At 73.9% G+C, this 14,817-nt stretch carries 8 protein-coding genes; 5 read left to right on the plus strand and 3 right to left on the minus strand.

Annotated features, from left to right (window positions below):
• On the plus strand, nt 1-3,688 hold a 3,688-nt coding region (locus AC3EUJ_RS12820), incomplete at its 5' end, for a hypothetical protein (protein ID WP_431961248.1).
• A 12-nt stretch (nt 3,689-3,700) separates the two neighbouring features.
• Nucleotides 3,701-6,232: a right-handed parallel beta-helix repeat-containing protein gene (locus tag AC3EUJ_RS12825; protein ID WP_431961249.1), complete on the plus strand. Its 2,532-nt coding sequence runs from the start codon at nt 3,701-3,703 to the stop codon at nt 6,230-6,232.
• Between the two features lie 133 nt (nt 6,233-6,365).
• On the opposite strand, the gene AC3EUJ_RS12830 is transcribed toward AC3EUJ_RS12825, so the two are convergent.
• Entirely contained in the window at nt 6,366-8,138 is a 1,773-nt protein-coding gene (locus tag AC3EUJ_RS12830) for an MOSC domain-containing protein (protein WP_431961250.1), read from the minus strand.
• 203 nt (nt 8,139-8,341) lie between these two features.
• On the opposite strand from AC3EUJ_RS12830, the gene AC3EUJ_RS12835 reads away from it, so the two are divergent.
• Together AC3EUJ_RS12835 and AC3EUJ_RS12840 are read left to right on the plus strand one after the other, a co-directional pair.
• Complete coding sequence (locus tag AC3EUJ_RS12835) at nt 8,342-9,088, plus strand: GNAT family N-acetyltransferase (protein ID WP_431961251.1); 747 nt, start codon at nt 8,342-8,344, stop codon at nt 9,086-9,088.
• A 426-nt stretch (nt 9,089-9,514) separates the two neighbouring features.
• On the plus strand, nt 9,515-10,639 hold the full coding sequence (locus AC3EUJ_RS12840) for a hypothetical protein (protein WP_431961252.1): 1,125 nt from the start codon (nt 9,515-9,517) through the stop codon (nt 10,637-10,639).
• Nucleotides 10,640-10,657: 18 nt separating this feature from the next.
• Here the strand turns inward: AC3EUJ_RS12840 and AC3EUJ_RS12845 are convergent, their stop codons facing one another.
• On the minus strand, nt 10,658-11,710 hold the full coding sequence (locus AC3EUJ_RS12845; RefSeq protein ID WP_431961399.1) for a sulfite oxidase: 1,053 nt from the start codon (nt 11,708-11,710) through the stop codon (nt 10,658-10,660).
• A 111-nt stretch (nt 11,711-11,821) separates the two neighbouring features.
• On the minus strand, nt 11,822-13,114 hold the full coding sequence (locus AC3EUJ_RS12850) for a GAF domain-containing protein (protein ID WP_431961253.1): 1,293 nt from the start codon (nt 13,112-13,114) through the stop codon (nt 11,822-11,824).
• 171 nt (nt 13,115-13,285) lie between these two features.
• On the opposite strand from AC3EUJ_RS12850, the gene exaC reads away from it, so the two are divergent.
• Entirely contained in the window at nt 13,286-14,809 is a 1,524-nt protein-coding gene (gene exaC, locus AC3EUJ_RS12855; RefSeq protein ID WP_431961254.1) for an acetaldehyde dehydrogenase ExaC, read from the plus strand.
• The last annotated feature ends 8 nt before the right edge of the window (nt 14,810-14,817 follow it).

Below are 14,817 nucleotides of genomic sequence, written 5' to 3' on the forward strand. Positions count from 1 at the left end.
ACCCGCACCCAGCAACGGCAAGGGGCGTGCCGACGCCGACGCCGTGTCGCTGGACGAGGGGCCGGATCTGACCCCGCGCGCCGACGACCCGTTGTCGACGGCGGACGCCGAGGCGGCCGTGCAGGACGCCCGTCGCGACATGAACCGGGCGCACGCGGAGTTCAGGCGGCTTGAGGCGCTCGAACTGGTCGGAACGGGATCCTCGAACAGGACCGGGCTGGAGGCGGCGCGCGAGCAGGTCGTGACGGCGGAGCTGCGGCTCGCCGAGGCTGAGGCGGCCCAACTGAGGGTGGCGGCGGCCGAACACGCGTCGCCCGCGCCCGTACCGCTGGTGCCGCACACGCACGACGGGACCTCCGGTTCGGGCTCGGCCCCGTCTCCGCGGGACGCGGACTCGGTGTCCGGCACGGGGACGCTCCCCCCGGTACACGGATACTTCTCGGAGCTCACTGAGCCCCATCCGCGCCGGATCGACGAGGCCGACGGGACCTTCACCCGGTACGACGAGCACGGCGCTCCCGTCGCCATCGGCCGGCCGCTCCCGGCGCTGCCGGGCGTGCCGGACGGTCTGAACCTGGTCACCCCGGCGCAGGGTGCCGCCTGGCTGGAGGACGCGACCGGTACGCGCATCGCCCATTTTCGCGGCCAGGAGGTCACCTCCACGGCCGGCGGTCTGCGGGTGACCCACGTGGACACCGGCGGGCCCCGGGACGGGGAGTTCATCGAGATCGGCGCCGACGGCACCCTGGTCAAGCAGGGCTTCAACGTCCTCGACAAGGGCAGGCCCACTCCCTACCAGTACGTCCTGGACCACCCGAACGGCGTGTGGGCGCGCACAGGCCCCGCCGGCACCGGCACCGGTACGGGGGTGTTCCACCACGGCAAGGCGGACCTGACGGGCGCCGCGAACGGCAGGGTGGTGCTGCTCAGCGCGACCGGCTCGCCGGTCCCCGTCTTCGAACGCCGGGTGCTGCCCGGCGGCGAACTCCTCGACTCCTTCCGCCGCACCGACACCATCGACTTCGGCCGTACGAACCCCCGTACGAGCTGGGCGCGCTGGGGTGACGACGCCACCCTGTCCGGCGCGGGGATCCGCGAGTACGACACCGCGGGCACCGGCTGGCGCGACCTCGACGGGCGCGGCAACGTCGTCCACGAGTACCAGGCCGGTCTGCAGAAGCACGGCAACGGCACGGGCCACACACTGGCGCTCCGCAACGAGAACGGCGACCTGCGCTGGCACCGCTACGACGGCGCCGCCGAGGAACTCGCCGAGGGTCCGCGGACCCCGGACCGGTTCGGCTCCGGCTGGACGGACCTCGCCGACGACGGGCGGACCCTCGTCCAGCGCAAATGGGGCATGGGCCACCTGCCCGAACACGCCGGGCAGTACGAGGAGCACAAGATCGTGCCGGACGGCGCCGCGCCCGGTGGGTGGAGGACCGACGGGACCTGGCAGCGGCAGTCGCCGCACGGCAAGGAGGTCGGTAAGGCCGAGGTCGTCGACGGCCACCTGCTGGTCACCGAGCGGTGGCGTGAGCAGCGTCCGCCCGTCTGGGTCCGCAAGGGCTTCCTGCCCGGTGCGGGGCACGCGGAGGGTGCGTACGCCCATGTGCTCGGCGACAACGCGTACCAGCTGTTCACCTGGGAGAAGCGGCCGGTCGGCACTGGCACCGGCACGTCGGGCGTGCGGTACGTCGGTCTGGACGGCGGTGTCCTGGACCTGAAGGCGAACGGCGACTTCGCGCGCCTCACGACCAAGCTGCACGATGGCACCACGCTGAAGGTCGGCGACCACGCCCGCGGTCCTGGCTACGCCCCGGCCGACGCCTCGTACGTGCCCTGGGAGGAGTCCGGCGGCCGGCACGGCTACCGCGTGCCACAGCAAGGCTCTCCCGACGGCGCGCTGTGGCAGGACCGCTTCCAGGGGCAGGACGGGCGCCTGAGGGTCGCGCGCGAGGGCCTGCCGAACGGTGTCGTACGCGAGTACGTCGACGCGCCGGTCGTCGGCCATCCCTCGGGCCGCGGAACGTGGGTCACCCGTGACGCGCACGGCAACCTGACCGGCATGCGGTACCCGAACCCCAACGGGACCGCGAACAGCTTCATCGAGGGCGTGGGACGGGCGGACTCCGCGAAGTGGACGTGGCGGGAGGCGAACGCCCAGGGCACCCCCGTCGGCCGCTCCGGCTCCAGGGAGTTCTTCCGCGGCTCCAACGACCCGAAGCTGTCGTGGGACGACTCCTTCCGGGACTTCGACGCGAACCGCGGGCTCGTCCGCGAGCGCCGCATGCTCGACAAGGGCCGCTACGTGGAGGCCTGGCGCGACCCGGCCGCGGACGACCGCTGGCTGACCGCCGTGTTCAAGCGCGACGGCTCACGCGCGACCGCACCCGGCCAGGGCGTCCAGGTCCGCACCTGGTGGAACCGGGCCACCGGCACCTGGGACGACCAGTGGCGCCCCGGCGCCCGCCACTTCCGCGACGAACTGCGGTCCGCCGACGGCACCACGGTCGTCCTGCGCGAAACCCCGCCGCACCTGGACGGCCCGGTCCGCGTCCGCGAGTACGACCTCACGGCCGACGAGCCCCGCGCGGTCTGGCAGGAGTTCGACCACGACTCCGTGGTCCGCGAGCGCAAGGCCGTGAGGGGCGCCGAGGGCACCGTCACCGGATACCTGGAGACCGACGCCTGGCGCGGCCAGTGGAACCGCTACGACGCCGACGGCGAACTCGTCGCCCAGCGCACCGACAGCGGCCTGGTCTGGGAGCGCGGCGGTCCGTTCGGGCAGATGAGGCTGGTCGGCAACGAGTACGACTACCGCGGGCCGCTGACCGAGATCCGCGGCTGGGGCCGCCGGATCCGTGAGGCCCAGCGCATGCCGTGGTCGGGCACGATGCTCCCCGGCAATGCCGGTGCGGCGCTTCGGGAGGCCCGGTACCGGCCGTACTGGAAGGTGGTGGCGGGCAAGGCGCTCGTGGAGTTCGGGCAGGAGTTCGTTCTGGAGTTCGCCGCCAACCTGGTGGTGAATGCCATCGTCGACGCGGCCCAGCACAAGCAGTTCAACGGGAACGACGTGCTGAAGGCGTTCGCCAACGCCGCGGTGTCCTCGGGCGTCAAGACCGGAGTCGGCATCGCCGTGCACGAGAACCGGGCCGCCGGTTTCCGCGAGCTCGGCGACCTCAAGACGACCCTGGCCAACATCGACAGCGGCAAGCACCCGCAGCGCAGGCCGTTCAACCACGAGAAGACCTGGGCCAACGAGTGGGCCGGGAACGAGACCCCGACCCGCTGGCGCGGCGGCATCTACGACTTCGCCTTCAGCGCGGGCACCAGCACGATCTCGGGGTGGGTCAACGGCGCCATGAACGCCGCCGTGTGGGGTGTCAGCGACGCCAACGGGAACACGGTCAAGCTCAGCGGCGCCGACGCCTTCCTGGACGGCGGCATCAACGCCGCTGCGGCGCTCACCACCTCGGCCTCCACCGCGCTGGTGAAGAACGTGGTGGTGCTGGGCGGCGGCAGCCGGCTCTTCCACCGACAGGGCTTCGCGGACTTCTGGATCCAGCTACCCTTCAAGATCTTCGAGAAGTCGATCCAGTCGGTTTACCTGACCGGTGCGTACCGTGCGAGCATCAACCCGTCCTGGTACCAGGCACCACCGGCCGGCACCCAGCAGAAGCAGTAGAGGATCCGGAACATGACGCGTCACACCGTGGCCCCGAAAGGACAAGGCGGCCGGGGGGCCTTCCACCGGATCGCCGACGCGGTGCGCGCCGCCGCCCCCGGCGACGTGGTGGTGATCGCCCCGGGCACCTGGACCGAGGCCGTGGTGCTGGACCGCGCCGTCGTGCTCACGGCGGAGCACGGCCGGGGGAGCGTCGTGCTGGCCGCGCCGCCGGGGGAACGGCCCGCGCTGACCGTCGACGGCCCGGACTGCGCCGTGCACGGCGTCACCGTCTGGGGCGCCGACGACGGTGCTCCCGCGATCGCCGTGTCCCCGGGCGCCGGCCTGGTGCTGGAGGACTGCGCCGTCGAGGGCGGCCGCATCCAGGCCCGCGGCCCGGAGGACGAGGAGAGCGGGACGACCGCCCTGATCCTGCGGCGCTGCCGCCTGGAGCGCGCCCGCCTGGCCGGGCTGCACATGGCGGGGGCGGTCCGCGCCCGGGTCGAGGACACCAGCGTCACGGGCGTGGACGGCACCGGTGTCGTGCTGTCGGGCACGGCCCGGCTGGAGGCGGCCCGGCTGCGTCTGGACCGTACGACGGGATCCGGCGTTCGGCTGCGCGGCAGCGCCCGCCTCCGCCTCGCCGACTCCGTCCTGACCGGCACCGGCCGGGCCGGGCTGCTGCTGGAGGAGGCCGCCGAGGCCACGGCCGGCGAACTGCGGATCGAGTCGCCCGGCGCGGCCGGTGTGCACGTCACCGGCACGGCGCGCGCCGACCTCACCGACTGCCGGATCCGCGGCGCATCCGCCAGCGGGGTCGTCGTCCAGGACAACGGCGTGCTCAACGCGCAGGGCTGCGCCGTCGCCGACGCGGGCGCCAACGGTCTCCTGCTCACCGGCGCCGCGCAGGCCCGGCTCGCGGACTGCCGGATCGACCGCAGCGCCTTCAGCGCCGTCCACCTGTCCGGCACGGCCACCGGGCGGCTGACCGACTGCCTCGTCCGCGACGGCGCCGAGCACGGCGTGCACGCGGCGGGCGAGGCCCGGCTCGAACTCGCGGACTGCGGGATCAGGAACGTCGCCATGACCGGCGTCGCGGTGGCCGAACAGGCCGTGGCTTCGGTCACCGGCTGCCGCATCGACGACGTGGCGACGGGCATCGGGGTCGGCTCGGCCTCGGAGAGCCGGGTCGAGAACACCACGGTGACCGGGACCAAGGAGATCGGGGTGCAGGTCGCGACCGGCGGCGTCGCGGTCCTCACCGGGATACGGGTCACCGGGGCGGGCGCGGCGGGCGTCGTCGTCGACAAGGGCGCCGAAGCCACCGTCAGCGGCGGCTCGGTGGAGGACTGCGGTGGTTCTGGTGTCGTGGTGTGGACCGGGGCCCGGCCCACCGTCGCGGACCTGCGCGTCGAGCGGCCGGCGAAGAACGGCGTCTTCCTCGCCGAGGGCGCCGGCGGCACCTTCACCTCCCTCGACGTGTCCGGCTCCGGCTTCCCCGCGCTCCACGTCGGCGCGGGGGCGGACCCGGTCTTCCGGCACTGCCGGATCCGGGACTGCGCGGACGCGCTCGGCACGGACGGGGGCGCGGCCCCGGTACTCGACGACTGCACCGTCGACGGCGCTCCCCTGACGTACGGCGAACCCGCGCCGGCCCCGGCGGCGCCCGCCCCGGGCGCACCCGCCGGCCCGCCCGGGGGAACGCGCCCGGAGTCCACCGCCGACGACGACCGGGAAGAGCCCGAGGAGACCCTCGACGACCTGCTGGGTGAGCTGAACGCCCTCGTCGGCCTCGACCGCGTCAAGCACGACGTCGGCTCGCTGGTGAAGCTCATGCAGACGGTCCGGCGCCGCGAGGAGGCCGGGCTGCCCGCCCCGCCGCTCAGCCGTCACCTGATCTTCGCGGGCAACCCCGGCACCGGCAAGACCACCGTGGCCCGCCTGTACGGGCGGCTCCTGAAGGCCCTCGGGCTGCTGCGCGAGGGTCACCTGGTGGAGGTCGACCGTACGGCCCTGGTCGGCGAGTACGTCGGCCACACCGGGCCCAAGACCACCGCCGCCTTCAACCGCGCCCTGGGCGGCGTGCTCTTCATCGACGAGGCCTACAGCCTCGCCCCGGTGGGAGCCGGCAACGACTTCGGCACGGAGGCCGTGGCCACCCTGGTCAAGCTGATGGAGGACCACCGCGACGACGTCGTCGTGATCGCCGCCGGCTACCCGGGCGACATGGACCGCTTCATCAGCTCCAACCCGGGCCTGTCCTCCCGCTTCGGCCGCACGCTGCTCTTCGAGGACTACGCCGCCGACGAGCTGGTCTCGATCGTCGAGTACCAGGCCGCGGAGCACCAGTACGAGCTCACCCCCGCCGCCCGCGCCGAGCTCACCCGCCTGTTCGAGCTGCTCCCGCGCGGCGAGGGCTTCGGCAACGGCCGTTCCGCGCGCCAGATGTTCCAGGAGATGACCGAGCGGCAGGCGCAGCGAGTCGCCGAGCTGGACGACCCCACCGCGGACGAGCTCATGGCCCTGGAGTCGCAGGACCTCCCGCAGCCCGCGGTCCGCGGCTGACCGCCCGGCCCGCAGCCGAGCGCCACAGCCCAGCGCCGCGGCGGGCTCAGTCGCCGGGGACGGGCGGCACGGCGGGGGCCGGGCGCGCCTCCGTCCGGGCCACCCCCTGCTCCTCCGGCTGATCGGGGGCGTCCTACAGATCGAGCACCAGGTCCGTGCGCGGCTGCGAGCAGCAGATGAGGGCGTTGCCCTCGGCGGGTTCGTCCACGGGCTCCGGTGCGTACCCGACACCACCGGTCAGGACCGGGGTCTCACAGGTGTGGCAGACCCCGGTGCGGCACGACCAGCGGGTCGGCACGTCGCAGGCCTCCGCGAGTTCGAGGAGCGTGCCGTACGCGGGGTGCCACGGCACGCTGATCCCGCTGCGGGCGAAGGACACCGACGGCCCGGTCGGCTCGCCGGGCGGGGCCGCGGGCGGGTGCGGGGCGCGGGCCGTCGCGCCGACCACTCCGGGGTTGACCGAGGACAGCGTGCCGAAGGTCTCCGTGTGGACATGGTCCGCGGCCAGGCCTCCCGCGGTCAGCGCCTCCGCCATGGCGTCCATGAAGCCCTGCGGCCCGCAGACGTAGGCGTCCGCGTCCGGCGGCAGCTCCAGCGCGGCGATCCGCGCCGCGTCGAGCCGGCCCGCCCTGGTGTAGTCGGCGCCCACGCGGTCGCTCTCCCGCGGCCTGCTGTACGCGATGTAGGCGTGCGCGCCCGCCAGCCGCCCCATCAGCGCCCGGGACTCCGCGGCGAACGGATGGTTCTCGCCGTCGCGCGCCATGTGCAGCCACCACACCTCGCGCCGGGCGCAGTCGTCGGCCAGCGCGTGCAGCATGGCCATCACCGGCGTGGCGCCCACCCCCGCGGACAGCAGCACCACCGGCGTGTCGCCCTCGGCGAGCACGAAGGTGCCGCGCGGCGCGGCGGCCTCCAGCAGATCGCCCTCCCGTACGTGCCGCCGCAGATGGCCGCTGCCCAGGCCGTGCGGTTCGTGCTTGACGCTGATCCGGTACTCCGCCGCGCCGGGCCGCCCCGACAGGGAGTAGGTGCGGATCAGCGGTGGCCCGTCGGGGTCGCGCCGGATCCGGACGGTGAGGAACTGGCCCGGCATTCCGGCCGGCAGCGGGCTGCCGTCCTGCGCGGCCAGCGTCAGCGAGAAGATGCTGCTGCTCTCCTCCCGGACCCGGGTCACCCGCAGCGGGCGGAAGCCCGGCCACGCCGGTGGAGGGGCCGCCGCCCCCGTCAGCCCCGGGTTGCCCGCGGTGCCGCCTCCGTCCCCCACCTGGGCGTCGAGCAGGGCCCGCATCGAGGCCTGCCACCCCGGACTCAGCGCGGGGATGCGCAGGGCACGCTCCACCTGCTCCCTGGGGTGCCCCGGCAGGTACAGCAGCGCGTCGATCTCGGCGACGGTCATCGCCTCCGGACCGGTCGCGAGCTTGACGATCTCGTCGCCCGCGGTGACCTCGCCCTCCTCCAGCACGCGGAAGTAGAAGCCGGGGCGCCGGTGGGCCACCAGCAGCGCGGCCATCCTGGGCTCCGCCATGCGCATCCCGACCCGGTAGCAGGTCACCCGCGGCTGCGTGACCTCGAAGACCGCTCCGCCGATGCGGTACCGGTCCCCGATGCACACTTCGTCGTCGGGCAGCCCGTCCACGGTGAAGTTCTCGCCGAACTGGCCGAAGGTGAAGTCGTCCCGGCCGAGCTCCTTCCGCCAGTGGCGGTACGAGTCCAGCTGGTACACCAGCACCGCCCGCTGCTCGCCGCCGTGCCCGCCGACGTCTCCCTGCCCGTCGCCGTCGATGTTGAGCCGCCGGACCATACGCGGGCCCGAGACCGGCTCCTTCCAGACGCCCGTGAACGTCGTCCGGCCCTGCCACGGAACGTTCTTCGGCATACCGACGCTGACGGCGACCAGTGTGGCCATGCGCCATCTCCCTCGTAGCGCGAGCCCCCCACCTCCCGGCCACGGTATTACGCGGCTCGCGCCGCGCAACCCGGCCGGTGCCCAGCGATCGACACCGCCCGGGCCGGGATTCCCGGGCCCCGCCCGGGATTGCGGGCGGGCACAGCGGTGTTGACCATCCCGACAGCCGCCGGCCCCTCCACGGACGGAGACCCGCACCACCCATGTCCACCACTGTTGATCACGCCCACTCCGCGGAGTCCGACGGCGAGCCCGCGCCGTCCGGCGTCGCCCCCGTCCTGGACAACCCCGTGTGGGCCGCCCTCGCCGGCCCGCACGCCCGCTTCGCGGAGGTCCGCGGCCGTGCGGCCCGCTACCGGTCCGACATGTCCCTCTTCGCGGGTCTCGCCGACCCGGCCGACCCGGCCGCCTGGGACGACCTGGCCGCGCTGCTCGGCCCCGGCGGCACCGCCCTGGTCACGGGCTCACCCGTGGTCCCCGACGGCTGGGAGGTGGTCGAGGGCGGCGAGGGCGTGCAGATGGTCGACAGCGCGCTCCGCGCCGAGCACGCCCCCGAGGCCGTAGGGCTCGGCCCCGGCGACATCGACGACGTCATGGACCTGGTGGAGCGCACGCGGCCCGGGCCGTTCCTGCCGAGGACGCTCGAACTCGGCACGTACCTGGGCATCCGGGAGAACGGCCGGCTGATCGCCATGGCCGGGGAACGCATCCAGCCGCCCGGGTGGACGGAGATCAGCGCCGTCTGCACGGACCCCGCCCACCGTGGCCGCGGTCTGGCCACCCGCCTGGTGCGCGCCGTGGCCGCGGGCATCAAGGAGCGCGGGGACACCCCGCTGCTGCACGCCGCCGCGAGCAACACCAACGCGCTCCGGCTGTACGAGTCGATCGGCTTCAGCCACCGCCGCCGGACCCTGTTCCTGCTGGTCCGCGCGCCGCGGACGCAGGGTTAGACCAGGGTTACCTTGTCCGTCCGCTCCCGGTCCTCGCCCGCACCGGCGGGGCCGCGGGGCGGGCGGCCGCGCCGGCGGTGCCGGCGGTCCGACCGGCCTGACCGGGGACGCCGTGGCGCCGGCGGTCGGCCGCAGCACCCCCGCCCGCGCGTCCAGGACCTGCACGAACGGATTGCGGTCCGGCCCCTGCTCCAGGCGGAGGCAGTGGTCCGGCTGCTGCCCGCGAGCAGCGCGACCTCCTCCCGCCGCAGCCCACCGCCGTCGAGGCCGGCGTCCTCGGGCCGGACCAGCTCTGTCAGGCCCGCAGGAAGTCGCCTATCGCATTCCAGCCTCCATGCGCCGTACGCCAGTTCGCCCCCGCCCGCGTGCCCGGCCCTGACGCCCCCAGGCTCGGCCCGGCGGTGACCGTCGGGGAGGATGGCCCGCATGGTTGACGGGAACTCCGGCCTCGCCCGCGGCGACATGCTCGACGAAGGGCTTGCGCTGGCGCTGATCGGCGCCGCATCCACTGCGGAGTGCCTCCCCGTGGGTGGTGCGACGATGATCATCGGCACTGCCGGGACGCTGATCACCGTCCCGGCGGGGGACGTACCGGGGCGCAGTGGTGTGTGGAACGCCCAGGAGATCCGTCTGCTCGGCCCCGCACCCGCCCCGGTGCTGGAGCGGCTCTGGGAGTGGACCGATCTCCATCTGCTCGTCCGCGTGGACGAGGGCCTGCTCTACCTCGGCACGGGCCACGTGGGAGAGATCGGTTCGCACCTTCCTCCCGGCGGCACCGAGTACGAACTCGACGACTGCAAGGTACGACCACAGACGCCCCTCAGCCGGGCGCTGCTCCAGCGGGTCCGCCCGCCGCACCCTGCCGCGACCCGCCCCGGCCTGGAGTGGCTGGACCATGTGAACGGCGACCGTGCCCTCGCGCTGGAGCAGTTCGTCACGGGCTGGTACCCGGCCACCGCCGACGACGCGGAACCACCGGTCGTACCGGGCGGCTACGTGGACCTGCCCGCAGGGCTCGCTCAGCTCTACGAACTGGCCATGCGGCGTCCGGGCGTCCTGGGCGTCCAGAACCGCATGGTCGAAGACCTCGGCCGGGAGACCGACCGCTGCGGCGACATGCGCGTCATCGGTGTCGAGAACCAAGGAGGGTTCCGCTGGTCCACGCTGTGGACGCCCGGCGAGCCCGAGGACGATCCCACCGTCTGGCACCGGGTGCACGACGAACCGCCGGTTGCCGAGAACGAACCGCTCAGCGGCTTCCTCCTCCAGTTCGCGCTCGACGAGGCCGCGACGGGCGCCGACTACGTGGCGGTGGCACACGGAATCACCGGAGCGGAGGTCGAGCCGCTCACCCGGGAACTGCGCCCGGTTCCCCTCCGGCCCTTCGAGCCCGGGTCGGCCACGCGTTTCCACGTGGCACCGGGACTCGTCCTGAGCGTCTCGAAAGGCTGGAGCGAGGACCGGTTCAACGTACAGGCCGGAGCCACCGACCGCGGTGCCCTGGGCCTCCTGCCGCACGACGGCGTCGGCTGGCTCGCATTCGACGGGTGACCGCGCCCCGCGCGGGCCTCAGACGCCGGGCGCCAGGCACACCACCGGGACGCGCTGGACGAGGTTGTTGGCGAAGCCGCCGCGGTTCCAGGGCTGTTCCAGCGGCTGGGTGTGGCCCTCCGCGTCGGTGGCGCGGACGCTGAGCACGTGCCGGCCGGGCGTCGCCTCCCAGGTGGTGTGCCAGTGCCGCCAGGCCCAGGGGTGGCCCTCGTCGTCGAGTTCGGCCGCGTGCCAGGTGTGGCCGCCGTCCGTGCTCGTCTCTACACCGACGACCGGCGCGCGGCCGGACCACGCCCGGCCCTCCAGACGCTGCGGGCCCGGCCGCACCACGCGAGTGCGCGTCATGAAGTCGGGGAAGCCGGGCGGCACCATGAGGGCGCGCGGCGCGATGCGGGTCACGGGCTCCCCGGGTTCGCCGGGTTCCTGACGGAAACGGTAGGCGACGGACTGCTGGAAACCGGTGAAGGGGGTGTCCGTGAGCGTGATGTCACGCAGCCACTTCACGTGCGCCATGCCGTACCAGCCGGGGACCACCAGGCGGACGGGGTGGCCGTGCTGCGGCGGCAGGGGCGCGCCGTTCATGGCGTACGCCACCAGGACCTCGGGATCCGCGGCGGTGGCGGCGTCGACCGTGAGCGAGCGCTGGTAGTCCTGCTCGACCCCGCGCTCCACGCCGTGGTCGGCGCCGGTGAAGACCGCCTCGACGGCGTCGGGTTCCACGCCCGCCTCCCGCAGCAGGGTGCGCAGCGGCACGCCCGTCCAGTCGGCCGTGCCGACCGCCTCGTTCAGCCAGGGCTGGCTGACCGGGCGCGGGGTCAGCCCGGCGCGGCCGTTGCCGGCGCACTCCATGGTGACCCGGTGCGTGACGGCCGGATACCGGCGCAGGTCGTCCAGGGACAGTTCCAGCGGGGCGCGGACCTTGCCGCCGACGGTGAGCCGCCAGGTCCGGGCGTCGGCCGCCGGGATGTCGAAGTGGACCAGCACGTAGTGCAGGCCGGGTGGTGTGACGTCGTAGCGCAGGGCCTCCAGCGGGAGCGCGTGGTTGCGGGCCGCCAGGCCCAGTTCGTCCATGCCGATGCCCTCGGCCGGGCCGGCCAGCCGGGACGCGGCGCTCACGTGCGCGATGCTCGGATCATCCACCCCACCAGTGTGCCCCGGCAGGTCCCGCCAGGTCGCTCCAGGTCACAGCCGGGCATGGTCCAGCCGTGCCCGCAGCACCGGACGCCGCGGCGACTCGGGGGGCAGCGCGCGCAGTGCCGCCTGGAGCAGGTCGACGTCGTCGTGGTTGCCGGGCCGGTCCAGCCAGTCGAGCAGCAGCCTGGCGTCGCCACGATCGCGCAGGGCGCGGCGCAGCGCCCAGTGGAGTTCCTCGCGCGCGTCGACGATGGCGGGGGCGTCGGAGCCGGGCAGCAGGGCCCCTGGATAGCGGGCCAGGGCCCGGCGGTGGGCGCCGCGGGCCAGGAGGGCGCGGACCTCGTCCGCGTCCGTGGTGGCCGGCAGCAGCAGCCGGTACGGGCGCGAGCCCAGCACCTGGGGACCGAGCAGCCGGCGCAGCCGCGACATCTCGGCCCGCGTGGTGACCCGCGCCGACTCGTGCTCGTGCAGCCGGGCGGCGAGCGCGTCGGCGCCCAGCCCCCGCGGATGCCGGGCCAGCAGGAAGACGATCTCGGAATGGCGGGGGCTCAGTTCGACCGTCCCGTACGGGGAGGTCAGCAGTGCCCGGTCGCGTGCCAGCACCTCCAGCCGCGCCCCGGCGGGCGTCGTCCCCCGAGCAGCGACGGCCGGCAGGACGCCGCGCAGCCGCAGCAGCCGCAGTTCGGCCTCGGCCGCCGCCACGGTGGCCCGCACCAGGGCCAGCGCGTGCGGCGCCGCGATGTGGTCGCCGCCCGTCAGGTCGATCACGCCGATCACCGCACCGGTGTCCGGGTCGCGGACCGGGGCCGCCGAGCAGCTCCACGGGTGCACCGGGCGGATGAAGTGCTCGCCCGCGTAGATCTGCAGGGGCCGCCCCAGCGCGACCGCGGTGCCGGGCGCGTTGGTACCGGCCGCGTCCTCCGCCCACTCCGCGCCCTCGACGAAGCCGATCCGCTCGGCCCGTGCCGCCAGCCCCGGCGTGCCCTCGACCCACAGCAGCCGGGCGCGCTCGTCGCCGACCGCGACCAACTGGTCGCTGTCCTGGGCGGGTTCGACGAGCAGGCTGCGTACGACGGGCAGCACCGCCGCCATCGGGTGCTGCCGCCGGTAGTCCCGCAACTCCGCCGCGCCGAGCCCGGGGGAACGGGGGCCGTCGGCCTCCGGGTCCACGCCGCGGTTGAGCGAGCGCTGCCAGGAGCCGAGGACGACATCGCGCACCGGCCGCGGCGGGCGTCCCGTCGACAGGAACTCCTCGTGCGCACGCGCCACGTCCCGCCGCAGGAGGTCCGGATCGGTCCCCGGCGGCCAGGCCGCGTAGGACGCCGCGTACGAGACAGTCATGGCCGTCCCCGGGTAGGCACGGACCGGTGCCCGGCGGCACCGGGTGGGGTGCTGCCGAGTGTAGTTCCGTGGTGGCGTTCCGCCGCAACCCTGTTGCAACCTTGCGCGTCCTACGGTCCCCCCAACCGCCGTCCGCGACGGAGCGGGCGGCTCGCAATGGGAGGCCGCCCCATGACCCGGTACGCCAACCCCGGTTCCGACGACGCGATCATGAAGTACCAGTCACGCTACGACCACTGGATCGGCGGCGAGTACGTGCCGCCCGCCCGCGGCGAGTACTTCGGCAACCCGACCCCGGTCACCGGCGAGATCTTCACGGAGGTCGCCCGCGGCACCGCCGAGGACGTCGAGCGGGCCCTCGACGCCGCCCACGCGGCCGCGCCGGGGTGGGGCCGTACGTCGGTGACCGAGCGGGCGGGCGTCCTGAACAGGATCGCGGACCGTATGGAGGCGCACCTGGAGGAGCTGGCGGTCGCCGAGAGCTGGGAGAACGGCAAGCCGGTCCGGGAGACCCTCGCCGCCGACATCCCGCTGGCCATCGACCACTTCCGCTACTTCGCGGGCGCCATCCGCGCCCAGGAGGGCAGTCTCGCCGAGATCGACGACGACACCGTCGCCTACCACTTCCACGAGCCCCTGGGCGTCGTCGCGCAGATCATCCCCTGGAACTTCCCGATCCTGATGGCGACCTGGAAGCTCGCCCCGGCCCTGGCCGCGGGCAACGCCGTCGTCATCAAGCCGGCCGAACAGACCCCGGCCTCCATCCACTTCTGGATGAGCCTGATCGCCGACCTGCTGCCGCCCGGCGTGGTCAACATCGTCAACGGCTTCGGCGTCGAGGCCGGCAAGCCGCTCGCCTCCAGCGCGCGCGTCGCCAAGGTGGCCTTCACCGGCGAGACCACCACCGGCCGGCTGATCATGCAGTACGCCTCGCAGAACCTGAAGCCCGTCACCCTGGAGCTGGGAGGCAAGAGCCCCAACATCTTCTTCGACGACGTCTCCCGCGCCGACGACGACTTCTACGACAAGGCGCTGGAGGGCTTCACGATGTTCGCCCTCAACCAGGGCGAGGTCTGCACCTGCCCGTCCCGCGCGCTGATCCAGGGCGGCCACTACAACGCCTTCCTGGAGGCGGCCGTCACCCGCACCGAGAAGATCGTCCAGGGCCATCCGCTGGACACCTCCACCATGATCGGCGCCCAGGCCTCCAACGACCAGCTGGAGAAGATCCTCTCCTACTTCGACATCGGCCAGCAGGAAGGCGCCAAGGTCCTCACCGGTGGCGAACGCGCCGAGATGGGCGGCGAACTGGCCGGTGGCTACTACGTCCGTCCGACGATCCTGGAGGGCGACAACCGCATGCGCGTCTTCCAGGAGGAGATCTTCGGCCCGGTCGTCGCCGTCACCTCCTTCGGCGACTTCGACGACGCCATCGCCACCGCCAACGACACGCTGTACGGCCTCGGCGCCGGCGTGTGGACCCGCGACGGCAACACCGCCTACCGCGCCGGCCGCGCGATCCAGGCGGGCCGCGTCTGGACCAACTGCTACCACGCCTACCCGGCGCACGCCGCGTTCGGCGGCTACAAGCAGTCGGGCATCGGCCGCGAGACGCACAAGATGATGCTCGACCACTACCAGCAGACCAAGAACCTCCTGGTCTCGTACTCGCCGAAGAGGCTCGGCTTCTTCTAGGCCGCCGC

Source organism: Actinacidiphila sp. bgisy160 (assembly GCF_057707815.1).

What these genes read in the sequence shown, in the direction of transcription:
- AC3EUJ_RS12825 (WP_431961249.1), top strand. Translation starts at nt 3,701, where the DNA reads ATGACGCGTCACACCGTGGCCCCGAAAGGACAAGGCGGCCGGGGGGCC.
- AC3EUJ_RS12830 (WP_431961250.1), bottom strand. Translation starts at nt 8,138, where the DNA reads ATGGCCACACTGGTCGCCGTCAGCGTCGGTATGCCGAAGAACGTTCCG.
- AC3EUJ_RS12835 (WP_431961251.1), top strand. Translation starts at nt 8,342, where the DNA reads ATGTCCACCACTGTTGATCACGCCCACTCCGCGGAGTCCGACGGCGAG.
- AC3EUJ_RS12840 (WP_431961252.1), top strand. Translation starts at nt 9,515, where the DNA reads ATGGTTGACGGGAACTCCGGCCTCGCCCGCGGCGACATGCTCGACGAA.
- AC3EUJ_RS12845 (WP_431961399.1), bottom strand. Translation starts at nt 11,710, where the DNA reads ATGGACGAACTGGGCCTGGCGGCCCGCAACCACGCGCTCCCGCTGGAG.
- AC3EUJ_RS12850 (WP_431961253.1), bottom strand. Translation starts at nt 13,114, where the DNA reads ATGACTGTCTCGTACGCGGCGTCCTACGCGGCCTGGCCGCCGGGGACC.
- exaC (WP_431961254.1), top strand. Translation starts at nt 13,286, where the DNA reads ATGACCCGGTACGCCAACCCCGGTTCCGACGACGCGATCATGAAGTAC.